Source organism: Pseudophaeobacter sp. A-200-2, assembly GCF_041008815.1.
GTDB classification, from domain to species: domain Bacteria; phylum Pseudomonadota; class Alphaproteobacteria; order Rhodobacterales; family Rhodobacteraceae; genus Phycobacter; species Phycobacter gallaeciensis_A.
The window spans coordinates 143,805-167,061 of sequence record NZ_JAXGFU010000002.1; the positions used below are offsets into that span (position 1 = coordinate 143,805).

17 protein-coding genes and 2 tRNA genes are annotated in these 23,257 nt (G+C 61.0%); 15 read left to right on the forward strand and 4 right to left on the reverse strand.

Annotation, left to right across the window (positions count from 1 at the left end; translation table 11 throughout):
* Positions 1-313 precede the first annotated feature (313 nt).
* From SM766_RS03275 to SM766_RS03340, 14 genes are all read left to right on the forward strand, one after another.
* Entirely contained in the window at positions 314-901 is a 588-nt protein-coding gene (locus tag SM766_RS03275) for a heme NO-binding domain-containing protein (RefSeq protein WP_065270943.1), read from the forward strand.
* On the forward strand, positions 898-1,908 hold the full coding sequence (locus tag SM766_RS03280; RefSeq protein WP_065270942.1) for a GGDEF domain-containing protein: 1,011 nt from the start codon (positions 898-900) through the stop codon (positions 1,906-1,908). Before SM766_RS03275 ends, SM766_RS03280 begins: the two co-directional genes overlap by 4 nt.
* A 239-nt stretch (positions 1,909-2,147) precedes the next feature.
* Positions 2,148-4,214, forward strand: coding sequence for a molybdopterin-dependent oxidoreductase (locus SM766_RS03285; protein ID WP_368946928.1), 2,067 nt, complete (start codon positions 2,148-2,150; stop codon positions 4,212-4,214).
* Between the two features lie 41 nt (positions 4,215-4,255).
* Positions 4,256-5,680 (forward strand): MocR-like pyridoxine biosynthesis transcription factor PdxR, encoded by a 1,425-nt coding sequence (pdxR, locus tag SM766_RS03290; RefSeq protein WP_368946929.1) that lies wholly within the window; start codon positions 4,256-4,258, stop codon positions 5,678-5,680.
* Positions 5,681-5,871: 191 nt separating this feature from the next.
* Positions 5,872-6,636 (forward strand): SDR family NAD(P)-dependent oxidoreductase, encoded by a 765-nt coding sequence (locus SM766_RS03295; protein WP_368946930.1) that lies wholly within the window; start codon positions 5,872-5,874, stop codon positions 6,634-6,636.
* 12 nt (positions 6,637-6,648) lie between these two features.
* The gene (locus SM766_RS03300; protein WP_274832390.1) at positions 6,649-7,416 is read left to right on the forward strand and encodes a crotonase/enoyl-CoA hydratase family protein; all 768 of its coding nucleotides are present in this window, start codon (positions 6,649-6,651) and stop codon (positions 7,414-7,416) included.
* A gap of 4 nt (positions 7,417-7,420) precedes the next feature.
* Entirely contained in the window at positions 7,421-7,903 is a 483-nt protein-coding gene (locus SM766_RS03305; RefSeq protein WP_065270938.1) for a MarR family winged helix-turn-helix transcriptional regulator, read from the forward strand.
* 3 nt (positions 7,904-7,906) lie between these two features.
* The gene (locus tag SM766_RS03310) at positions 7,907-9,721 is read left to right on the forward strand and encodes a feruloyl-CoA synthase (RefSeq protein ID WP_368946931.1); all 1,815 of its coding nucleotides are present in this window, start codon (positions 7,907-7,909) and stop codon (positions 9,719-9,721) included.
* A 13-nt stretch (positions 9,722-9,734) separates the two neighbouring features.
* Positions 9,735-10,607, forward strand: coding sequence for an amidohydrolase family protein (locus tag SM766_RS03315; protein WP_065270936.1), 873 nt, complete (start codon positions 9,735-9,737; stop codon positions 10,605-10,607).
* A 1-nt stretch (position 10,608) separates the two neighbouring features.
* Positions 10,609-11,073, forward strand: a complete 465-nt coding sequence (locus SM766_RS03320) for a DUF3237 domain-containing protein (protein WP_368946932.1) — start codon at positions 10,609-10,611, stop codon at positions 11,071-11,073.
* A 3-nt stretch (positions 11,074-11,076) separates the two neighbouring features.
* Positions 11,077-12,678, forward strand: coding sequence for an acyl-CoA dehydrogenase family protein (locus SM766_RS03325; protein WP_368946933.1), 1,602 nt, complete (start codon positions 11,077-11,079; stop codon positions 12,676-12,678).
* A 163-nt stretch (positions 12,679-12,841) separates the two neighbouring features.
* Positions 12,842-13,789, forward strand: coding sequence for a Bug family tripartite tricarboxylate transporter substrate binding protein (locus tag SM766_RS03330; RefSeq protein ID WP_368946934.1), 948 nt, complete (start codon positions 12,842-12,844; stop codon positions 13,787-13,789).
* Positions 13,790-13,850: 61 nt separating this feature from the next.
* Positions 13,851-14,276: a tripartite tricarboxylate transporter TctB family protein gene (locus SM766_RS03335; RefSeq protein WP_274828234.1), complete on the forward strand. Its 426-nt coding sequence runs from the start codon at positions 13,851-13,853 to the stop codon at positions 14,274-14,276.
* A 12-nt stretch (positions 14,277-14,288) separates the two neighbouring features.
* Positions 14,289-15,788, forward strand: coding sequence for a tripartite tricarboxylate transporter permease (locus SM766_RS03340; protein WP_368946935.1), 1,500 nt, complete (start codon positions 14,289-14,291; stop codon positions 15,786-15,788).
* A 247-nt stretch (positions 15,789-16,035) separates the two neighbouring features.
* Here the strand turns inward: SM766_RS03340 and SM766_RS03345 are convergent.
* Positions 16,036-16,110 (reverse strand) — tRNA-Glu (locus tag SM766_RS03345).
* Positions 16,111-16,947: 837 nt separating this feature from the next.
* Between SM766_RS03345 and SM766_RS03350 the strand changes: the two genes are divergently transcribed.
* A complete protein-coding gene (locus SM766_RS03350) occupies positions 16,948-19,884 on the forward strand; it encodes a calcium-binding protein (RefSeq protein ID WP_368946936.1) in 2,937 nt (978 codons plus the stop codon).
* A gap of 252 nt (positions 19,885-20,136) precedes the next feature.
* On the opposite strand, the gene SM766_RS03355 is transcribed toward SM766_RS03350, so the two are convergent.
* The 3 genes from SM766_RS03355 to glpX all read right to left on the reverse strand — a co-directional run bounded on the left by SM766_RS03355 (position 20,137) and on the right by glpX (position 23,145).
* A tRNA-Glu gene (locus tag SM766_RS03355) sits at positions 20,137-20,211 on the reverse strand.
* Between the two features lie 98 nt (positions 20,212-20,309).
* On the reverse strand, positions 20,310-22,055 hold the full coding sequence (gene recJ, locus SM766_RS03360; RefSeq protein WP_368946937.1) for a single-stranded-DNA-specific exonuclease RecJ: 1,746 nt from the start codon (positions 22,053-22,055) through the stop codon (positions 20,310-20,312).
* Between the two features lie 106 nt (positions 22,056-22,161).
* Positions 22,162-23,145: a class II fructose-bisphosphatase gene (gene glpX, locus SM766_RS03365; protein WP_065270928.1), complete on the reverse strand. Its 984-nt coding sequence runs from the start codon at positions 23,143-23,145 to the stop codon at positions 22,162-22,164.
* Positions 23,146-23,257: the final 112 nt, after the last annotated feature.

A 23,257-nucleotide genomic window follows, 5' to 3' on the forward strand; every position in this document is an offset into this window, starting at 1 on the left:
CGCGCCGGAACTCTTTCAAGCAAATGATGTCGCATCGGTGCCTGCTCTTGGCGCTAAGATATCAGGTGCCCGTGTCCTGTGAGCCTGGTGCGGATTATGCCGTTTCACCGGGAGTTTACCGGGCTGTGTGTGCACGACCACCTCCGGGGGCTTGTCCTGTCGGCAAGGGATACCTAAAGGCAGCGGTCTGTTTCGGGGGAGGCACGTGGATGTGCCCGGAACGTGGTGCTGTTTGGATGAATTTTGCCGATGTTGGGCGTTTTTTAACACACAGGGCCCAATAATGGGACACGGTAGGAAAAGGGGCCAAGATATGCATGGTCTGATCAACAGGGCGATCCAGGCTTTTGTGACCAGCACCTATGGCGCGGACCGCTGGTATGAAATCATGGATGTGGCTGGGCTTGGGTTTCGACAATTCGAGGCCATGCTGACCTATACGGATGACCAGTCGAACAAGATGCTGAGTGCCATGGAAACGGTGCTGGAGCGTCCGCTGCCTGAGATGCTTGAGGATATGGGGACCTTTCTGGTGTCCAACCCTCAGGTCGAAGCCCTGCGCCGCCTGCTGCGGTTCGGCGGGGTCAATTATGTTGAGTTTTTGCATTCTCTGGATGACCTTCCGGGGCGTGCCCGTCTTGCCGTATCCGATCTTTATCTACCGGGCTTGGAATTGTTGGAACAGTCACCGGGTCATTTCGAACTGGTTTGCCAGCCGGGGTTGCCCGGCTATTCAAATGTCATGATGGGTGTTTTGCGGGCCATGGCCGACGATTACGGAGATCTCGTTATTCTGGATTCAAGCGGTGCGCAGGACGGGGCAGAGGTGATTTCCATCACCCTGGTGGAAAGAGAATTTGCCGAAGGGCGGGCCTTTGATCTGGGAGCGCATTCCCTATGATGACCAATGAACAGCTTGCCGTCATCGCGGATCAGATCTGCCCGATGTATGCGATCGTGGATGCCAAGGGGTATATCCAGCGCGTCGGCCCCACGCTCAGAAAGCTCCGACCCGATCTGAAATGGGAGGGGCGCCGGTTTTTCCGTGTCTTTGATCTGTCGCGCCCGCGCCGGGTTCGGTCCATGGCGGACCTGGTCAATACGGCCGGGTCCAAATTGCATTTGCATTTTCGGGACACGCCGCAAACCAGCCTGAAAGGCGTTCTCGTGCCTTTGCCACAGGGGCAGGGCGCGATCATCAACCTGTCCTTCGGGATCTCGGTTCTGGAAGCTGTGCGGGATTATGATCTGACCAGCGCGGATTTTTCTCCAACCGATCTCACCATCGAGATGCTTTATCTGGTTGAGGCCAAGTCCGCCGCGATGGAGGCATCGCGCCAGCTGAACCTGCGTCTGCAAGGGGCCAAGATCGCGGCCGAGGAACAGGCCTTCACAGATACGCTGACGGGCCTCAAGAACCGCCGCGCCATGGATCACATTCTGGATCGGTTGATCAGCGGCGGCCGGGATTTTGCCCTGATGCATCTGGATCTCGATTACTTCAAACAGGTCAACGACACGCTGGGACACGCCGCCGGGGATGCGGTGTTGCAGCATGTGGCCCGTGTCATGGTAGAATGCACCCGCCAGTCCGATACGGTTGCGCGTGTTGGCGGCGATGAATTTGTCCTGATCTTCAATGACCTGCGCGATCTGCGCCAGATCGAAGGGCTGGCGAGACGGCTGATCTCCGAATTGGAGGTGCCGATTCCCTATGGCGGCAAGATGTGCAAGATTTCGGCGAGCGCGGGCACTACGCTTTCGGCTTGGCACAGCGGCACCTTTACCGCTGCGGAAATTCTGAATGAATCGGATGTCGCGCTTTATGCGGCCAAGGGATCTGGCCGAGCGCAGCATTGCTTCTATGAAAAAGGCATGGAAAACAAGGTTCTGGCCCTCGATCACTAATCGGCCCAATTCCGTCGTTTCTGTCTGCCTGTTGCCGTAGCTTCTTTTCCTCGTCACCTGATTTTTGGCGCCTCTTGCAGGCGCCAAAAGCGCGTGTGGTGGCCAGATAGCGGGCCACTTTGGCCCTCCGATCCCATGCTTTCACCAGATTGGTCTGGTCATTTTTGCCCAAATTGGAGCTTAACGCCCTCCCAGTTGCCGGTGTATCCGCCCTTTGAGTGTTGTTTTCAGAGGCCGAGATGACCAATCAAGACCCGACCGCCTTTCGCCCAAGCGTTTGCCCGCTGGATTGCCCGGATACCTGCAGCCTCTCCGTCAGGGTCGAGGATGGCAGGATTGCCGAGGTGAAGGGATCGACGGCAAACCCCTTCACCGCCGGGGTGATCTGCAACAAGGTCGCCCGCTGCTATCCCGATTTCGTGCATGGCGCGGCCCGCCTGCGGCATCCCTTGAAACGGGTCGGCCCGAGGGGATCGGGGGATTTTGAGCAGATAACATGGGACGAGGCGCTGGACCTGATCCATACAGGTTTCAACCAGGCAATCGAGGCGCATGGGCCGCAATCGGTTCTGCCGCTGAACTATGCCGGGCCACATGGTGAACTGGCCGGGGGATCCATGGACCGGCGGTTCTTCTACCGGATGGGGGCGACGCTGCTGGATCGCGGGCCGCTCTGTGGCGGTGTGCGCGGAGAGGCCTACGCCAGCCTCTTTGGCAGCGCGCCGGGCATGCCGCCGGAGCAGGCAGTGCAATCGGATCTTATCCTTGTCTGGGGCAACAACGTCACGGTCTCCAACCTGCATTTCATGCGCGTGATCAAAGAGGCCCGTAAATCCGGCGCGCGGGTGGTGGTGATTGATCCCAAGCGGATCAAGCTGGCCGAGCAATGCGATATGCACCTGCAACTGCAGCCGGGAACCGATGTGGTTCTTGCGCTGGGACTGGCAGCCGAGCTGGAACGGCGCGATGCGCTGGATATGGCCTTCATCGGCGAATGGACTCATGGGTTTGACGCCTATATGGAGGAGGCCCGCGCCTATACCCCGGATCGTGTCGCCGACATCTGCGGCCTCCCTGCGGAAGAGCTGCACCAATTGGTCGATTGGATCGTCGCGGCCCGCCGGATGGCGAGTTCCTTTGGCAACGGGATCGAACGGACCCGCTCGGGCGGTGCCGGGCTGCGCGCGGCGATGGCTCTGAATGCGCTGACAGGGCATCACGGGCGCCCCGGTGCGGGGGTGGTCGCGAAATCCGGGGCCGCCGCGCCAAAGACCTCGTCCCGCCTGCAGGGGGATCATCTGATTCACCCCGGCACGCGCTGTTTCAATATCGTCGATGTGGCGGAAAAGATGCTGGACCGGAACCTTGATGTGCCGGTCGGGGCCGTGATGATCTACAACCACAACCCTGTTGCAACGCACCCCGATCAGGACCGGATGATCGAGGCCCTGACGCAAGAAGACCTGTTCATTGCAGGCGCGGATGTGGTGATGACGGATTCCATGGCCTATTGCGATGTGATCCTGCCCGCCGCCAGCCATTTCGAATATGATGACATCTATGGCGCCTATGGGCAGAACTACATTCAACGGGCGGAACCGGTGATCGCGCCGGTGGGGGAAAGCCTGCCCAATACCGAGATCTTTCGCCGTTTGGCAGCCCGGTTCGGCTATCAGGAGCCCGAGTTCCGCGATAGTGACAAGGACCTGATGGATCAGGCCATGGACGCGTCGCATCCGGTGTTCGGGGGTAAGCCACCCAGCGAAATCCCCTGCGACCGGGCCATCGCGATGACCGCCGGGGATGGCAGCCCGCTGGTGCTGTGCCACTCGGTGATGCCGCAGACACCGTCTGGGCGGATCGAACTGTTCAGTCAGGATCTTGAGGATCGGTTCGGATGCGGTGTGCCGCGCTATGACCCCGCCTCGCAGGATCTGCCGCTGGTGCTGGTCACCCCCAGTTCGGACAAGCGGACCAACGCGACCTTTGGCCATCATGCGCTGTCGGCGGGGGCTGAGGTGGTACAGGTGCACCCGCAGGATGCCGAGGCACGCGGACTCAGCCATGGCGATCCCGTCACCGTCTGGAATGCCCGGGGCGAGGTGACCTTTACGCTGGAGGTGACAACTGCCACCCGGCCCGGTGTGGTCTACAGCCCCAAGGGCACCTGGCTTTCCAGCTCGCGCAGCGGCCGCACGGCGAATGCGCTGATTCCCTCGGCCCTGCGCACGGATATTGCCGGGGGCGCCTGCTATAACGAAACCTTCGTGGATCTGCGGCGTGGGTGGGATAGTAGACCGGACTGACGCAATGGGGCAGTATTGGGCGGAATGTGGAGACCAATACCGTGCAGCAGGTACCCGGGCCGACCTTTTCCATTGACCGCAGTCTGTCTGTTCCCGTGTTCGAGCAGATCTGCACGGCGCTGCGGACGCGGATCGGGGCAGGAGAGATCCCGGAGGCGAGCCAGCTGCCCGCCACCCGCAGTTTCGCGGTAGAGCTTGGGGTGTCGCGTTCGACCGTGGTGGCGGCCTATGAGCAGCTGGAAGCCGAAGGCTACATCGCGGGAAAACGCGGTTCGGGGTTTACCGTCTGCGCCATGGGGCAGGTCGAACTGCAGCCGGTGCATCCTGCACCCCCGGAGCATGCAAAGGAGACGCCGCGTGCCCTGTTGCCCTTCAACAGTGGAGAGCCGGACATGCGGTTGTTCCCGCACCGGCAATGGGCGCGCTGCGTATCGCGGATCTGCCGGGTGGCGCCGGAAACCATGCTGGATGGCGGCGCGGTCCGGGGCAATGCAGCGCTGCGCCGGTCCATTGCGGCCTATGTGGCAGAGTGGCGGGGGATCGAGGCAGGCGCCGAGCAAATCATTATCACTGCGGGGGCGACGGATGCGCTGGAACTCTGCTTGCGCACGTTGGCACCACGCGGCAGCGCCATCGGGATCGAGGACCCGGGGTATCCGTCTCTGAACCGTATCGTGCAGTCGCAGGGGTTGCGCTCGCACTACCTCCGCGTCGATGCTCTTGGCGCCTGTGTTCCCGAAAAGGATGCCGACCTGAAGGCGGTGGTACTGACGCCATCGCATCAGCATCCGCTGGGCGGGGCGATGGCGCCGGGGCGGCGTTTGGAATTCCTCAACTGGGCCAAACGGACCGGCGCTTGGATCATCGAGGATGATTATGACAGCGAGTTCCGATATGCGGGGCGGCCCATTCCGGCGATGGCGGGGTTTGATGGGCTGAACCGGACGATCTATCTCGGCAGTTTTTCCAAGACCTTCTCGAACGCGCTGCGGATCGGTTATGTGGTCGCGCCCGAGACGCTGATTGCGCCGCTGCACGACAGTTTGCTGCGCTTTGGCACCCGGGCCAGTGGCATGCCGCAGCAGGCGTTGGCAGAGTTTATCGACAGCGGCGAGTTCTACCGCCATTTGCGCCGGGTGCGGCGTATCTATGGTGAGCGGCGCAAGCATCTGCTGGCGCGGCTGCAGCAGGAATTCTCCGCCTATGGCAGCGCGCCGGACCACGGTGCGGGCATGCAGCTGGTGTTTTATCTGAACGACGCTTGGCAGGATCAGGAGATCTGCAAACGGGCGCGGGACGCCGGTTTGGGATTGCGCCCGCTTTCGGGATTTGCCGCCGAGGTGATCGGGCTGAATGGTCTCGTTCTGGGCTGTTGCCACATGGAGATCCCCGAAATCGACGCGGCGCTGACCCGCCTGGCGCAGGTTTTTGACGGCGAAGCCGAGCCGAAACAGGATCAAACCTGACCGCGGCGCGAGCTATGCAGGATTAAGGATTCGTGCTGATAGATCCGAGGCGGTCCGGAAAATACATTCAAAATTAGTAGCTTAAGTGTTTGTGAAAATTTTGTTGGCGCGAGATAGATATTTCGTATAACGATTAAAAAGAAGATATGCGGGATAACTATAATATCAGTTATCCAGTTCGGGGAGGAACTATGCAGATAGATGGACATGTGGCGCTGGTCACAGGTGGCGGCAGTGGCCTTGGTGCGGCGACAGCCCGGCATCTTGCCGTAAAAGGCGCGAAAGTCGCCATTCTGGATTTCGATATCGAACGGGCAAAGGCGGTCGCGGATGAGATCGGCGGCATCGCCCTGCATGTGGATGTCAGTGATGAGGCCGCCGTCGGTGCAGCCCTCGACAGCATTGCAGAGCAGCTGGGCAGTGCCCCCCGCATCGCGGTGAGCTGCGCCGGGGTCGGCATGGCGGCGCGCATCGTCGGTCGTGGCGGCAAGCTGTCGTTCGATGTGTTTGAAAAGACGCTGCGGGTGAACCTTTTTGGCACCTACAATGTGATGAGCCATGCTGCTCGCCTGATGGCTGAGCTGGACCCGCTGGCGGATGGCGAGCGCGGGGTGATCATCAACACCGCTTCGGTTGCCTTCGAGGATGGCCAGCTGGGGCAGGCGGCCTATGCGGCCTCCAAGGGGGCGATTGCCTCCATGTGCCTGCCTGCGGCGCGCGAGCTGGCGCAATCGGGCATCCGCGTGATGGCCATCGCGCCGGGCCTGTTCCAGACCCCGATGATGGAAGGGTTGCCGCCCGAGATTTCGGCGCAGATCACCGCCAATATTCCCTTTCCTGCCCGGCTGGGCGCGCCCGAGGAATACGCGCTTCTGGCCGAGCAGATCGTCACCAATCCATTTCTCAATGGAACAACCATCCGGCTGGATGGCGCTGTGCGCCTGCCGCCGCGCTGAAGGATCCCGCGCATGAGCGATCAGATACTCAAAATCGACATCAATGACAGCATCGCCACCCTGACGATGAACCGTCCGGACAAGCGTAACGCCATGTGCGAAGAGCTGCTGGAGGCGCTTGATGCTTTCTTCTCGGCGCCGCCCAAGGAGGTGCGTGTTGTCATCCTGACCGGCACCGCAGGGCATTTCTGCTCGGGGCTGGACCTGTCGGAACATGTGCACCGCTCGGCCGAGGAAAACCTCTATCACTCGCGCCAGTGGCACCAGGTGATGGAGAAGATCCAGTTCGGCGGTCTGGCGGTTGTGTCCGCCATGTTCGGGGCGGTGATCGGTGGCGGGCTGGAGCTGGCAAGCTCGACCCATGTTCGCATCGCTGAACCTTCGACCATCTTCCAGCTGCCCGAAGGGCGGCGCGGCATCTTTGTGGGTGGCGGCGCCACCGCGCGGGTCGGGCGTCTTTTGGGCGCGGACCGGATGACCGAGATGATGCTGACGGGGCGCAAATACGATGCCGAAACCGGCGTGGCGCTTGGCCTTGCCCATTATGCGGTGGGCGAAGGTGAGGCGCTGGAGCTGGCGCAGACGCTGGCGGGCAAGATCGCCCGCAATGCGCCCTTGTCGAATTATCTGATGATCCAGTCGATTGCCCGCATCAACGATATGTCGCAGGCCGATGGTCTGTTCACGGAATCGCTGGCGGCGGCGCTGTCGCAGACCACGCCGGATGCCGAGGAAGGCTTGCGTGCTTTCCTTGAAAAACGTGCCCCTAAGTTCCGGTGATCCGATGAAAACCGTCATCAAAGAGCCTGAGCCTGAAATGGGCGTGTCTCACGTCAGCGATGAAACACTGCGCGCGTTTGTCGGCTATCACATGAAGCGGGCGTTCAACGTCGTGCAGACCGATCTAGCCCGGACGTTGAAGCCTTTTGATCTGCGGATGCTGACCTATACGGCACTGGTGCTGATCGTTGACAATCCGGGATTGCGCCAGTCACAGCTGGCGGATGCGATGGATGTGGAGCGGCCCAATCTGGTCGTGATCATAGACGAGCTGGAACGGCGGGAGCTGATCGTGCGCGACCGGGTGCCGACGGATCGGCGGGCCTATGCGCTGAAGGCGACGCTGGCTGGGCGCCAGCTCTGTGAAAAAGCGGTGGCAGCAGTGACCGCCCATGAACAACGCTTGCTGGAGAACATGGATGCAACGACCCGCGACACGGTGATCGCGGCGATGCAGCTGATCCAGAAAAGCCTGTCGAAAGGATAGACCATGAAACGGACGTCCAATTTCCTGCCACACGCCGTCACGCGCGAGGATCGCCCCGATGGCAGCCTGCTGTTGCGGTCTGAATACGATCTGGGGCCGGTGACAGAGCGGACTGGTGACTGGCTGCACCGCTGGGCCGAAGAGGCGCCCGAGCGGGTGTTCCTGGCCGAGCGCAGTGGCGCGGGTTGGCGCGAGGAAAGCTATGCGGCGACCCTGCAGCAGGTGCGCGCCATTGCGGCGGCGCTATTGGCGCGGGGCATGGGGGCGGACACGCCGATCCTGATCATGTCCGGAAATGGCGTCGATCACGGGCTGTTGTCGCTGGCCGCGCAATACGCCGGTGTGCCGACCGTACCGGTGGCCGAGCAGTATTCGCTGATCCACGGCGCCCATGGCCGCCTGCGCCACGCCATCGAACTGGTGCGGCCAAAGATGGCCTATGTTGTCGATGCCGATCAATACGGCGAGGCACTGAAACTGGATGCCCTTGAGGGTGTTGAGATCGTTGCGACCCGCACCGGCGGCACCGATGTCACGGCCTTTGCGGACCTTCTGAAAGGCGATGCGGGCGTCGATGTGGACGCGGGATTTGCCAAGGTGACGCCCGATACCGTCGCCAAGATCCTGATGACCAGCGGGTCGACCTCGAACCCCAAAGGGGTGCTGACCACGCAGCGGATGATGTGCGTCAATCAGACCCAACTCGCCGACAGCCTGCCGTTCCTGCGCGCGCGCCCGCCGCGCATCGTGGATTGGCTGCCGTGGAACCACGTCTTTGGCGGCTCGCATAACTTCAACATGATGCTGGCCAATGGCGGCAGTTTTTACATCGACGATGGCAAGCCGGTGAAGGGCTTGTTTGATCGCACAGTCGAGAACCTGTCGATGGTAACCGGCAGCCTTGTGTTCAATGTGCCCATGGGCTTTGCCATGCTGCTGGAGGCACTGGAAAAGGACGCGGGGCTTCGTCAGCGTTTCTTTGAAGAGCTGGACATGATCTTTTACGCCGGCGCCTCACTGCCGCAGGAGGTCTGGTCGGGTTTCGAGACCATGGCGATGGAGATCAAGGGCGAGGTGCCGTTGATGACCTCTTCCTGGGGGCTGACAGAGACTGCGCCCGCGACGATGATCCAGCAGGAGCCGACGGAAAGCTCGGGCGTGGTGGGTGTGCCGATGACCGGTGTGACCCTGAAACTGATCCCGGATGACGACATGCGCTGCGAAGTGCGGGTCAAGGGACCGAACGTGATGCCCGGTTATTTCGAAGACCCGCAAAAGACCGCCGAGGCCTTTGACGAGGAAGGCTATTTCATCACCGGCGATGCGATGGTGTTCGTGGACAAGGACGACATCAATAAGGGCATGCGCTTTGACGGGCGGATTTCCGAGGACTTCAAACTGCTGACCGGCACCTGGGTGCGGGCGGCGGGCCTCAGGATCGAAATGCTCTCGACACTTGCACCGCTGGCCGCCGATCTGGTGGTGACCGGGCAGGACAAGAACGAGATCGGCGTGATGATCTTCCCCAACCGCGAGGCGATCGAGGCAGCAGGCTTCACGCTGGAGGAAGATGGCGGCGCGCTGGTCTGCCCGCAGCTTCTGTCCGACATCCATCACCGGCTGAACGAGCGCGCAGGTCGCATTTCCGGCTCCTCCACCCGGGTGGTGCGCGCCATTGTGCTGGCCGAGCCGCCTTCGCTCACCGATGCTGAGATCACCGCCAAGGGCAACCTCAACTTCCGCAAGGTGCTGACGCGCCGCGCAGATCTGCTGGAGCGGCTTTATGATGACGCTGCCAGTGGCATTGCGAAACTCTGATAGGAACACAACGATGGTAGATTTTTCCAAGGTCCGTGCGATCGACTTCCACACCCACGCCGAGGAACCCTGCGGCTGCCATGCCGATGACGGCTATGATGAGCTGCAGGCCACCATGGCCAGCTACTTCGGTGCGCCCTGGCAGCATCCGCCCACCGTGCCGCAGACCGCTGCCCATTACCGCGAGCAGAACATCGCCGCGGTGATCTTTCCGGTCGATGCCGAACGCGAAACCGGTTATCGCCGCTACAAGAACGAAGAGGTTGCCGAGCTGGCGGCCGAGAACGACGACGTTCTGATCCCCTTTGCCAGCATCGACCCGCACAAGGGCAAGATGGGCGCCCGCGAAGCGCGCCGCCTGATCAAGGATTTTGGCATCAAGGGCTTCAAGTTCCACCCGACCATGCAGGGCTTCTATGCCAATGACCGTATGGCCTATGACCTGTATGAAGCGATTGCCGAAGAAGGCGGTATCGCCCTGTTCCACACCGGTCAGACCGGCGTCGGCAGCGGTATGCGCGGTGGCAACGGTATGCGGCTGAAGTATTCCAACCCGATGTACATGGATGACGTGGCGGTGGACTTTCCGGACATGAAGATTATCCTCGCGCATCCGTCCTTCCCCTGGCAGGAAGAGGCGCTGTCGGTGGCTCAGCACAAGCCCAACGTCTATATCGACCTCTCCGGCTGGTCGCCCAAGTATTTCCCCGAGATCCTGGTGAAATACTGCAACTCGATCCTGAAGAAGAAGGTGCTGTTCGGATCCGACTGGCCGATGATCACGCCGGAGCGCTGGCTGTCTGATTTCGAGAAAATTGCGATCAAGGACCACCTGCGCGAAGACATCATCAAGGGCAACGCCATGCGTCTGCTCGGGGTCGACTGAGATGGAGATCCCCGCACCAAAGCTGCGCCATGCCTTCCGCCTGCGGGTGGAACTGGGTGCCCCGATTGAAATGGGGCAGGGACGCGCGGGTGTGCGACGGATCATACCGATCATCGGGGGCAAGGCGCTTGGCCCCGATCTGACCGGCGAGGTGCTGAACCTTGGCGCGGACTGGCAGACCATATTCGCCGATGGCGCAGCCCATCTTGATACGCGCTATGCGGTGAAAACCGAGGACGGCGCGGTGATCGAGATCGTCAACGTCGGCAGCCGCCATGGCCCTGCGGATGTTATCGCGCGGCTGGCCAAAGGCGAGGATGTGGACCCCACCAGCTATTACATGCGCACCGCCGCGCGGCTGGAGACCGGCGATGACCGCTATGCTTGGGTCAATCACATGCTCTTTGTCTGCTCCGGTATCCGCCGGGCCTCTGCCGTTGAAATCGACTATTATGCAGTGGAATAACCAATGAAGCCTTTTGCCGCCCCTGTTGAGGACATTCTGTTCACGCTGAACCATGTGGTGGGCACAGCGGATCTGCCGGATTGGGATGCGGAATTCGCATCCGAGATTGCCGGGCATTTCGCGGCCTTTGCCGAAGGTGAGATCGCACCGCTGGATGAACCCGGTGATCTTGAGGGCTGCACGCTGACGGATGGCCGCGTCGCGATGCCCGCTGGCTTCAAGGATCTATACCGATCTTACGCTGAACAGGGCTGGCCGGGCCTCACCATCCCCGAGGAATTCGGTGGCCAGGGCATGGGCGCGATGATGCTGGCGATCACATCCGAGATTTTCTCAGGCGCCAATCATTCCATGCAGATGGTCACCGGGCTGGTTCCGGGGGCTGCGCGCACTTTGACGCGGTTCGGCACGGCGGATCAGCAGGCCCGCTACCTGCCGTCTCTGGCCTCGGGTGAAACGCTGGCGACCATGTGCCTGACAGAACCCGGAGCAGGATCGGACCTCTCGCGCGTGCGCTGCCGGGCTAGCGACGATGGGGATGGCTGGCAGATCACTGGCGAAAAAATCTTCATCTCCGGCGGCGACCAGGACATGAGCGACAAGGTCCTGCATCTGGTCCTCGCGCGAACCTCGGACAACGGGATCAAAGGGCTCTCTCTGTTCCTGTGTCCCTGCACCCGCGCCGATGGCAGCCGCAATGCTGTCACCGTCACCCGGATCGAGGAAAAGATGGGCCTGCATGCTTCCCCCACCTGCCAGTTGGCCTTTGATGGCGCCGAGGCCGAACTGATCGGCGCCGAGGGGCAGGGGCTGATGGCGATGTTCACGATGATGAACCACGCCCGCTCTGATGTTGCGCTGCAAGGCGTGGCCCATGCGGCGCGTGCTTTTGATGTTGCGGCATCCTATGCGGCAGAGCGCCAGCAGGGACGCGGCGCGGATGGACAGCCGGTGACACTGGATGGACACGCGGATGTGCGCCGGATGCTGGATGAGATCGACGCCGGTGCGCTGGGCGCCCGCGCGATTGCCCATCTGGCCTTTGTCACCATGGAGAAGGGCGACAATCCCGATCTGGTGGAATTCCTGACCCCCTTGGCCAAGGTCAGCGGCACCGAAGCCGGTATCCGCGGCGCCGAACTGGGTGTGCAGGTGCTGGGCGGCTATGGGTATCTGCGCGAATACCGGTTGGAGCAGACCTATCGCGATGCCCGCATCACCGCGATCTATGAAGGGGCTAACGGCATTCACGAACGCATGCTGGCGACACGTCTGCTGGGTACACCTCCGGCGGAGGCCTTTGCCGCCTTCATGGCGGCAGAGGGCAAGGAGGCAGAGGCCGTTGCTGCTGCCTTGGAAGGCTGGAACCTTGCGCGAAAACAGTTGCTGGACAACCCTGACCCAACCGCCTTTGCGCATGAATTCTATCTGCTGACCCGCGATACTCTTTTGACGGCGCTGTGGAGCCGGGTTCTGCGGGCCACATCGGCCCATTCGGATCCGGAGCGGCTGACACGGGTCGCCACGCGCCAACTGGAAGTGATTGCCGCAATGCGTCCGGCGCGGCTCGCGTTGCTGGGAGTTGCGCAAACCGCCGGGGCATAACCATCCGGCGCAGGTGAGGAGATCTGCGTCGTCTGGCCGAGGAAATTCACTGTTGAGCAAGGGGAGAAGTAAATAGTTTACTGGTTAAGTAACTTTCCAGGAGGAGACCCGTCGCGCCTGTTTGTGGGTGACGGAGGAAAGACAACAAAGAGGAGGAAATCACATGACACTTAAATCCCGGATTCTGGCGCTGGGCGCCGCCGCGATGATGACGCTTGCCGCGCCACTGGCCGCAGAGAGCTGGAAACCCGATGGAGCGCTGACCATTCAGGTCGGTTTTGGTGCCGGCGGATCGACAGACACCATGGGTCGCGTGCTGGCCAGCGTGATGGAGAAGAACACCGGCTGGGATATCGTGGTCGAGAACAAGCCCGGCGGCGGCGGCGTTGCCATGTTCACCGGCCTGTCGCAGCGCCCTCCGCAGGGCAAGGTCGTTGGCATGGGGGTCAGCATCCCCGTTCTGGTCCAGCTGGTTCAGCGCGGCGATCAGCTGCCGTTTGATGTCGACAGCTTTGATTACCTTGGCACCGTCGCCAAGGCAGAGCTTGCGCTGGTGGCCAGCGCCGATGCGCCCTTTGACGATCTGGAGGGCCTGATCGCCTATTCCAAGGAGCAGGGCCAGCTGGCGGTTGCCACCATGGCACCGCCGCAGGTTCTGATGATGAAGGCAACGACCAAGACCACCGGAGCGGATTTCAACCTGGTGACCGCCGATGGTGGCGCCGAGGTGATGAAGCTGATCCTGGGCGGTCAGGTGCTTGCGGGTTTCGGATCGGGAGAGCAGTTTCCCTATCTTGAATCCGGCGACATGAAGGTGATCGCGGGCGCCAACCAGTCGCGGCTGAGCTATGCGCCGGAGGTCAAGACCTTCGTGGAATCCGGCATCAACGCCTATGTCGATCCGGTGTTCTATCTGGCGACCACAAAAGGCACCGATCCTGCCGCGGCCGAGGCCATCGCGGCCGCGATCGATGAAGCGGTTGCCTCGCCGGAAATGGCTGAAATCGTGCAGAACGCGGTCAAGGGCGCGCCGATCAATATGGGACCCGAGGGCACCCATAAGATGATGACCGACGGTCTGGCAAACGCAGCCGTGTTGTTCGCGAAATAAAACTGCAAACCGCTCTGCGCGTGTTCGCGCGCAGGGCGGTTTCAGAACTTGGGAGGGTTCCATGGGTTTGTCTGCCGACCGTGCTTCGGGCGCGTTCTTTCTTCTGCTTGGTCTTGTGCTCTATTTCCTGGTCATCCCCTCCTATGTGGAGCGGGTCGAAGGGGGAAATCTGTCACCGGATACTATGCCCAATCTGATTTCCATTGTGATCGCCGTTAGTGGCGCGTTCCTGATGCTGAAACCGACCGGTCACCGCACCCAAAGACCGCATGTCTTTGCGATTACAGGCGCCTATGTGGCGGTTCTGGCAGGCGGGATCTATGCGATGTCCGTGTTCGGTTTTGAATATGTCGCCCCGCCGCTGGCGTTTGCGATCATGTGGATGATCGGGGAACGCCGCCCGGCCTGGCTGGCGGCGGGCGTCATCGTCATGCCTGCGCTGATCTGGTTCCTGGTGACCTACGCGCTTGGCCGCGCCTTGCCCTGAGGGAGTAAAATCATGGTGGATTTTTCGACGATCCTGGCAGGCTTTGGCGATGCCTTTTCCCTGATCAACTTGCTGTTCGTCATCTGTGGCGTGATCCTGGGGCAATTCGTCGGCGCGGTGCCCGGCATCGGCCCGATCATGGCCATGGCGATTGCTATTCCCTTTACCTTTGCGCTGGATCCGCTGGTGGCGATTTCCTTTCTGGTCGGGGTCAACAAGGGCGGACTGGTTGGCGGGGCAGTGCCTGCGGTTCTGATGAATACCCCCGGCACCCCCGATGCCGCCGCAACCGCGATGGACGGCTACCCGCTTGCCAAGAAGGGTAAGCCCCTCAAGGCCACCAAGATGGCGCTGTTTTCCTCGGTGACGGGCGATACCTTCAGCGACCTCGTACTGATTACCGTGTCGGCGCCGCTGGCGGTTCTGGCCCTGCGCATGGGCCCGATTGAGATCGCCGCGCTGATGATCTTTGCCTTTTCCGTTCTGGCCGGGCTGATCGGCAATTCCCTCACCAAGGGTATCATCGCAGCGGCGCTGGGATTGCTGGTGGCTTCGGTCGGGACCGATCCGGAGCATTACACACCTAGGCTCATCTTTGGCTATTGGGACCTGTTCGACGGGTTGCCCCTGCCATCAGTTGCGATTGGCATGCTCGCCATTTCGGAAATCCTGCGCCGCATGTCCGATGCCCATGGCAGCGTCCGTTCCGCCATCATCATGGAGGATACCGGCAACCCGGACGACCGTCGGGTGACCTGGGCGGAATACTGGTCCTGTCGCTATACCATGCTGCGCGGTGCCACCATCGGAACCATTTTCGGCGCCTTGCCGGGGATCGGTTCGACCGCTGCCGCCTTCATGTCCTATGCCTTCACCAAGGCCCGCTCAAAAGATCCGCAAAGCTTTGGCAAGGGCAACCTGCATGGCATCGCCGCAGCCGAATCCGCCAATTCTGCGGTTGTCGGCTCTAACCTGATCCCGCTGTTGACGCTGGGCATTCCGGGCAGTGTCAGCGCGGCACTGATCATCAGTGCCTTCATGATCCACGGCATGCAGCCCGGCCCCTTGCTGTTCGAAAATCAGGGGCGGCTTGTCTACGGGCTGTTCGGGGCCATGATCATGGCGAATTTCATCAACCTGTGGATCGGGCAGGTCGGACTGCGGCTTTGGGTCAAAGTGGTGTCGGCGCCGGAGTCCATCATCTTTTCCTCGGCGGTTCTGTTGTGTTTTGTCGGGGTGTCGATGGCGACCAACGGATTGTTCGGCGTTGCGATCATGCTGATCTTCGCGGTGATCGGGTACCTGATGTCCAGTTTCGGCTATCCGCTGGTGATCTTCATCATCGCGTTCTTTCTGGGACCAAGATTCGAGAAATCCATCGCACAATCGCTTGCGCTTACGAACGGGGATCTGACCCAGGTTCTGAAAAGCCCGGTTGCCGTCGCTTTGCTGCTTTTGTCGGTGGTGTCTTTCGTGTGGTTCCTGGCCCGCAGCCGGGAGGCCGAGCTGTGACTATCTGAGCTCGGCCGAAGGTCAGAGCAGCATGAACAGAGGGAATTGCCCAAGAGGGCGGTTCCCTTTTGCTCTTCGAGAGGGAGGCCTACGGCGGTTTGAACGGATGAAGCTTGATCAGAACAGCCGATAGGGTAGGGATTAAAGGGCTGGACCCGGGCGGCGCTGCGGCTGGATTTTACTGGCTCGAACCGCGCAACAGGACCGCAAACCGCATGCCAGGCTATGATAGCAGTATGGGAGAAAGTGGCAGCCCGTAGGGGAATCGAACCCCTCTTTCCAGGTTGAAAACCTGGCGTCCTAACCGATAGACGAACGGGCCACTCTGTGCGTGAGGCGCTATGTACTCAGTCAGGTGAGTGGGCGCAAGAGTGATTTTTGCTCATTTGGGAAGAAATATTCGAGGCGGGTGTTCCGGGTGGTTTCATGGGCAGTTCGCGTCCCCCCAAAAGCGGCGTCAGAAGGCCTGCGCTGCAATTCGGTCAAAGGTTTTCTCCACATTGATATGTCGTGGGCCAACCTCTTCTTTGCGTATCACTCCCCGATTTTCCGCAACGCTTTATGGTTGTCTTGGTTCCGGCTGTGAAAACTGGCCTAAATATCGTTTGAAAGCGGTGCGGGCTAGGCGCTGAGCGTTTTCGGCGCATCGCGCGCGGCCTCTGGGCTTGTGAAGAGAGGCGGGAAGGGTAGGTCAGGCCGCAGTCAGGAGAATCAAGTTTTCGGAAAATCAACATTCTCCTGCGCTGAACCTTCTGCGAAAAACGTAATTTCCGGGCGGGGTTACGTCCGGGTGTGGTCCTTTTTCTGGCAAAAACAGGGGCTGTCGGCAAAAAATCGCCTGTCGCCACCGGTCTTGAAAACGAATGGCGGCTCACTATGAGACCTCATGCCCAATGTTCGTTTTTGTAAAATAAATTCAATTATTTGCATTCATCTTTTGCGGTACGCGTCAGAAGGCGTGCAGGGGGCATAATACGGGGCGGGGAGCCTCGTCCTCAGTCTTTTTTGCGTCTTTTGATCAAGATCAAAAGACTTTTGATCTGCGGTTTGTAAACATCAAAACATCCGCATGTGAAGGCGCGCGAACACATGATGCCGAGCCGGTCTTTTGCGGGCGGAAGATTTTGAAACTTTGAAGCGTATTGCCGGGGGACCCATCATGGCAGATCAAGTGCTCAACCAGACACCCACGTATACAGTGACACACACCTTCAGCACAAATGATGTGACTGGTACCTTCGGTGGGCTGACACAGGGCGATGTCCAAGACGGCGATCCTGCCGTTGTGGATTTTTCCGCCGAACCGGTGATCACCAAAGAGGGCGTCGCGCTGTATCCGGTAAACAGCGAATTTGGCTATAACGTCATTGATTTTGACCAAGCGATTGAAAAAGACTTTTTCGACGATCCGGAATACGAAGAAGGCTTCGTTGGCGATCTGTCCGGTGAGGGCGGAGAGCATCTGGGGCTGGTGGTTTCGAACGCCCCCACCGATGTGTTCCAGACCCCGGCAGTTCACGGCACCTGGCTGGCTGGCCTTGGTGGCAACACGGTCAAAGCCTCGACCGAACACTACGTGGTGATGCAGCAGGTGCTGTCGGATCAGCGTTTCCCCGGTGATCCGGATGCAGAATACCAGCTGGACGATAATCTGTGGATTGTTGGCGGCGAATACGACGGTCAATATGTGGCGGACGTGCTGCCTCAGGTCGGCGATGTAAACGGCGACGGTGTACTGGATCTGAAGGATGTGCTGGAGCCCAATGAAGCCACCATTCAGGAAAACATCGCGGTCGGTAACGACTATTCGGTGACGCTGAAGGATGACGGCAAGCTGCTTTATCGTTGGGGCAATACCATCAAGAAGCCGAACGATGTGCGCATCGAGGCCGAGTTGCCTTTGCCGGACGAATGGTCGACCCCGGATGCCGACAATGATGATCTGATCCCGCTGTTCCAGATCACCCAGGCCGAGCTGGTCACCCGTCACACGATCACCAACAACCCGAATGACCAGATCCGCCCCGAGGATTTCGAGAACGAATCCGCCATTGGCCAGCTGCCCACCTATGAAATCCTTGAGGATGGCAAATGGGTTACCACCGATGACTACTATGGCGGTGATGGCACGCTTTATCCGGCAGGCACCGTTCTGAAAGATCCGGCGCTGGCTGCGGCGGCGCAAGGCTCGACCCTGGATCAGATCGGCGCCATGTCGGAAGATCTGGAAGAGGGCTATACCAACGCCTGGTACACCACCATGGATCGCGAGCCTTTTGAGGCGGTGCTGAATGAAGATGGAACCGAGTACATCGTCGGGCCCCGCTGGCGCCTGCAGCCGGATAAATACGGTCAGGATCTGCCCAGCGTCGTCATCCCGACCGACCCGAGCCTGGAGCCGCCGACCACCAACGATCAGGTGAAATACGAAGTCGGCGAAGACACCCAGACCGTGATCAACCTTCTGGACTGGGAATTCCCCGTATCGCCGCTGGCGATCAGTGCTGGCTGGCAGAACAACGCGGGTTCGGTGTCGATCAACGGTCTCAACATGACCAACAATTTCGACGTGGCCTTCTACGTCAAAGGCGATATCAAGCCTGCGACGCTTTATGACACCCAGCTGGTCATGAGCTATGAAGAAGTCACCATCAACGGCAAGGGTGTAGGTGTTTCCGGTTCCGCCGGGGACGACACTCTGGTCGGCCAGGGCGGCAACACCATGACCGGCGATGACGGCGATGACCTGTTCGTTCTGTCCTATGGTGTCACCAACGACTATTCGAAGATCGTCAGCAGCACTGTCACCGACTTCCAGCAGGGAGAGGATGTTCTGGGACTGATCGATCTCAGCGTCACAGACGTCAACTTCAAGGATGTGGTATCGCAAAGCGTCGAAGGTGACGGTTTGCACGTCAGCCTCGGCGATTACGAGATCGCAACGCTGAGCGGCGTCACCTCCGAGCTGGAATTGGAAGATTTCCTGCTGATCAACCGCAGCAGCGATACAGCCGTGACCGGAACGAACGATGATGATTACATTGTTGGCGATGATTTCGATAACGTTCTGGTCGGTTTGGCTGGTGACGACACAATCTTGGGTCTTGGTGGTGATGATGAACTCATCGGCAACCGTGGCGCGGATTCGCTTGACGGCGGTGCAGGTGACGATCTGTTTGACAGTGGCACTGGTGCGGATGTTCTGATCGGCGGCACTGGCACGGATACGGCAACCTATGCGACTTCAATCAGAGGTGTGACCGTCAATCTTGAGAACGGAACTGGTGTGGGCGGTAAGGCGGATGGTGACACCCTGACCGGAATCGAAAACGTTATCGGGTCCAATGCTGCAGATACGCTGATCGGTTCAGACGACGAGGGCAATACTCTGAACGGCCGCAGCGGAGACGACCTGCTTGAAGGCGGCGGCGGCTGGGACCTGCTGATCGGCGGTGACGGCGCAGATACGCTGGACGGCGGTAACGGCACTGACCGCGCTTACTATGTGGACTCTGCCGAAGCTGTAACTGTGGATCTCGAGGCGGGAACCGGTATCGGTGGTGAAGCGGAAGGTGATGTTCTGATGAACGTCGAAGCCGTGACCGGCTCGCTGTTCGATGACCGGCTGATCGGGGACGCGGAGGATAATAATCTGATTGGCCGACTGGGTTCGGATGTGCTGATCGGCAACGATGGTGCCGATGATCTGGTAGGTCGTCTGGGTGAGGATACTCTGCGGGGCGGTGCTGGAAGCGACACCCTCGACGGTGGCTGGGCGAACGATCGTCTTGGCGGTGGCGCAGGGGACGATTTGCTGAAAGGCGGCGGCGGAGACGACGTTCTGCACGGTGGTCTGGGTGCCGATACCATCTACGGTGAGGCCGGTGATGACACCTTCCTGTTCAACCGGGGCAGCGATGTGCTTGACGGTGGTTTGGGCGATGACCGGGCTGAGTTCGATGGGGTCGAAGCTGACTTTACCGTTGTGGACAACGGCTCTGGCTCTTGGGAAGTTACCGATAACGCCACTGGCCATGTCGATACGCTGACCAGCATCGAGACCCTGGTCTTTGACGATGTGCTGATCCTGGCGTGAGCCTGAACAGATAGTGACTGGAAGCGGCCGTGGACCTTTGGGTTTGCGGCCGTTTCTCTTTTCGGAGTGCCTGAATTGGCCACCGGGGCCGACATCCTCACGGCGCAGAGATCGTCAGGGGCTGATGGGGCCCTGCCTTGGCTTTGTGAAAGGCATTACTACGCACATGCGGATCTGAACGCAGTTGGGCGCAAATCAGTGAATACCACGACAAACCAGGCGGTAAATTTTCGCTATTCAGGAAGGGAAAAGTGGCAGCCCGTAGGGGAATCGAACCCCTCTTTCCAGGTTGAAAACCTGGCGTCCTAACCGATAGACGAACGGGCCACTCTGTGTGTGAGCGGTGTTTAGATATTCCCGTCAGTTGCCGCAAGCGAAAAAACGGGGTTTCAGCGAAAATATTTCCCTGTCGGAAAAAGCGCCCTTCAGGACGCTGGCGCGGCGTCCTCCAGGCGCAATTGCGGGCTTTGACGACCGCCCCAGGTGTTGATCTCCAGCCGTCCGGCAAAGTGGAACCGGGCGCCGCCATGATCCAGCAGCCGGGGGCCAAGGTCGGTGTCGAAGGCGCCGAAACAGATGGCGTCAATGCCGCTGCTCAGCCCGTCGCTCAGCGACAGTTTCAGATGCGATTCTCCGACCCGTTTGGCAAAGCGGACCTCAAGATCGGGAAAGGCATAGCGCGGGGCAGGGGCCCCGGCGCCGAAGGGGCCGGCCTGTTCGATCTGCTCGATCAGGTTGATCGAGGCGGCGCCGGGCATCAGCATCCCGTCGAGCTTCACATCCGCAGGGCCAAGGTCCCCGGCGCCTTGTTTAGCCAACAGATCGCCCAGCCGCGCCATCGCCTCTTCGAGTTTATCCCGCGCGACGGTCAGACCGGCGGCCATCTTGTGCCCGCCGCCCTTGATCAATTGGCCTTCGCTGGCCAGCCGCTGGATCGCTGCGCCCAGATCGATGCCGCTGACCGAGCGACCTGATCCCTTGCCCTCGTCTCCGTCCAGACCGATGACCACCGCCGGACGGCCTGCGGCTTCTTTCAGGCGCGAGGCGACGATGCCGACAACGCCCGGGTGCCAGCCTTCGCCCGCGGCCCAGACCAGCGGTGCGTCCAGCCCGCGCGCCTCCGCCTGCTCAAGTGCGGCAGCGCGCACGGCGTTTTCGATGTCGCGGCGTTCGGTATTGAGCTGGTCAAGGCGTTCGGCCAGCGCGGCGGCCTCATGCGGGTTGTCGCTGGCCAGAAGACGCGCGCCCAGATCCGCCTTGCCGATGCGCCCGCCGGCATTGACCCGCGGTCCCAGCAAAAAGCCGAGGTGATAGGTGGAGGGCGCCGAATCCATGCGGCTGACATCAGCCAGCGCCACCAGGCCCACGCGTTTGCGCGCGGCCATGACCTTGAGCCCCTGACGCACCAGCGCCCGGTTGGCGCCGATCAGCGGCGCCACATCCGCCACCGTGGCAAGGGCGACAAGATCCAGAAGGGCCATCAGGTCCGGTCCGGTGCCAAGACCCTTTTCCCGGGCCTGCCGTCGCACCTCGACCAGCATCAGAAACACCACGCCTGCAGCGCAGAAATAGCCCAGATCCCCGTCTTCATCCTGCCGGTTCGGGTTCACCACCGCCACGCAGTCGGGCAGGGTTTCGCCGCCTAGGTGGTGGTCCAGCACGATCACATCGGCGCCCTTGGCCGCTGCGATCGGTCCATGGGACAGCGTGCCACAATCGACGCAGACGATCAGATCGTGATCGCGCGCCAAGGCGGACATGGCGGCGTCGTTGGGGCCGTAACCCTCGTCGATACGGTCAGGGATATAGAGTGTTGCATCCTGCCCCATGGCCCGCAGCCAGACCAAGAGAAGCGCCGCAGAGCTGCCACCGTCGACATCGTAATCGGCAAAGATGGCAATGCGCTGGCGTTGCTCGACCGCCTCCAGGAACCGGGCGGCGGCTGTTTCCATGTCCTTCATGCGCCGGGGATCGGGCAGCAGGTTCTTCAAGGCGGGGGTCAGGAAGCCGGTTGCCTCATGGGCGGGAACGCCGCGCCGCGCGAGGACCTGACAGACGGCGGCGGGCAGGCCTGTCTGCTGAGCCATGGCCTCGGCCGCGCGTTCCAGATCGATGCCCGGACCCAGCCAGCGCCGTCCGGTGAGTGACTGTTCAACCCCTAGAAAGCTCACGCATCTCTCCCATGCAGGAAGGCCGGGCCCTGCGGACCCGGCCCTTTGAAAGTTTAATCCGACCGAGCCGTCGCGCCGCTGCGCTCGGGCCTGACAGTTGGCTGGATCAGCCCTGTGCCTCAACCGGAGTGCGGTAGGACATGCGGCGGACCGAACCGGTTTTCGACCGCATCAGCAGGGTGGTGGTTTCCAGCCAGCCCGGCTCGCGCTTGATGCGCGGCAGCAGCGAGCCGCCGGTAACGCCTGTGGCGGCAAAGATCACGTCCTGCGTGACCATCTCGTCGCGGGTGTAGACGCGGTCCAGGTCGGTGATGCCAGCTTTGGCGGCGCGGCCCTTTTCGTCATCGTTGCGGAACAGCAGACGACCAAAGATCTGACCACCCATGCATTTCAGCGCCGCAGCGGCCAGAACACCCTCGGGGGCGCCGCCTTGGCCCATGTACATATCGATGCCGGTCACTTCGGATTCGGCGCAATGCATGACGCCGGCCACGTCACCATCGGTAATCAGGCGGATCGAAGCGCCGGTTTCACGCACTTCGGCGATCATCGCTTCGTGGCGGGGGCGTTCCAGAATGCAAACGGTGATGTCCGACGGCGCGCATCCCTTGGCCTTAGCCAGCGCCTCGACCCGTTCACGCGGGGACATATCCAGCGAAACGACGCCTTCGGGGTAGCCCGGGCCGATGGCCAGCTTGTCCATATAGGTGTCGGGCGCGTGCAGCATCGAGCCGCGCGGCCCCATGGCGATCACGGTCAGCGCGTTGGGCATGTCCTTGGCAGTCAGGGTGGTGCCTTCGAGCGGGTCCAGCGCGATGTCCACGCCGGGGCCATTGCCGGTGCCGACCTCTTCGCCGATGAACAGCATCGGAGCCTCGTCCCGTTCCCCTTCGCCGATAACGACGACGCCTGCGATGTCCAGGAGGTTCAGCTGTTCACGCATGGCGTTCACGGCGGCCTGGTCGGCAGCTTTTTCGTCGCCGCGCCCGATCAGCGAGGCAGAGGCCAGTGCGGCCTGTTCGGCGACCCGGGCCAGGCCCAGAGACAGCATGCGGTCGTGAAAGGGGGCGTCAGAGCTGGTCGAGGTCATACTCAATAATCCTGTGTCAATCCGTATGGGTTGCTTGTCGATACCCCGCGCAGGGCGCTGCGGGCAAGGGATGATCGCGCGGATTGGACCAGTTCCGTGGCCATTCCGCGCG

Excerpts from the sequence above, each read along its gene's own strand:
- SM766_RS03275 (WP_065270943.1), top strand. The coding sequence starts at position 314 with ATGCATGGTCTGATCAACAGGGCGATCCAGGCTTTTGTGACCAGCACC.
- SM766_RS03280 (WP_065270942.1), top strand. The coding sequence starts at position 898 with ATGATGACCAATGAACAGCTTGCCGTCATCGCGGATCAGATCTGCCCG.
- SM766_RS03285 (WP_368946928.1), top strand. The coding sequence starts at position 2,148 with ATGACCAATCAAGACCCGACCGCCTTTCGCCCAAGCGTTTGCCCGCTG.
- SM766_RS03295 (WP_368946930.1), top strand. The coding sequence starts at position 5,872 with ATGCAGATAGATGGACATGTGGCGCTGGTCACAGGTGGCGGCAGTGGC.
- SM766_RS03300 (WP_274832390.1), top strand. The coding sequence starts at position 6,649 with ATGAGCGATCAGATACTCAAAATCGACATCAATGACAGCATCGCCACC.
- SM766_RS03305 (WP_065270938.1), top strand. The coding sequence starts at position 7,421 with ATGAAAACCGTCATCAAAGAGCCTGAGCCTGAAATGGGCGTGTCTCAC.
- SM766_RS03310 (WP_368946931.1), top strand. The coding sequence starts at position 7,907 with ATGAAACGGACGTCCAATTTCCTGCCACACGCCGTCACGCGCGAGGAT.
- SM766_RS03315 (WP_065270936.1), top strand. The coding sequence starts at position 9,735 with ATGGTAGATTTTTCCAAGGTCCGTGCGATCGACTTCCACACCCACGCC.
- SM766_RS03320 (WP_368946932.1), top strand. The coding sequence starts at position 10,609 with ATGGAGATCCCCGCACCAAAGCTGCGCCATGCCTTCCGCCTGCGGGTG.
- SM766_RS03325 (WP_368946933.1), top strand. The coding sequence starts at position 11,077 with ATGAAGCCTTTTGCCGCCCCTGTTGAGGACATTCTGTTCACGCTGAAC.
- SM766_RS03330 (WP_368946934.1), top strand. The coding sequence starts at position 12,842 with ATGACACTTAAATCCCGGATTCTGGCGCTGGGCGCCGCCGCGATGATG.
- SM766_RS03335 (WP_274828234.1), top strand. The coding sequence starts at position 13,851 with ATGGGTTTGTCTGCCGACCGTGCTTCGGGCGCGTTCTTTCTTCTGCTT.
- SM766_RS03340 (WP_368946935.1), top strand. The coding sequence starts at position 14,289 with ATGGTGGATTTTTCGACGATCCTGGCAGGCTTTGGCGATGCCTTTTCC.
- SM766_RS03350 (WP_368946936.1), top strand. The coding sequence starts at position 16,948 with ATGGCAGATCAAGTGCTCAACCAGACACCCACGTATACAGTGACACAC.
- glpX (WP_065270928.1), bottom strand. The coding sequence starts at position 23,145 with ATGACCTCGACCAGCTCTGACGCCCCCTTTCACGACCGCATGCTGTCT.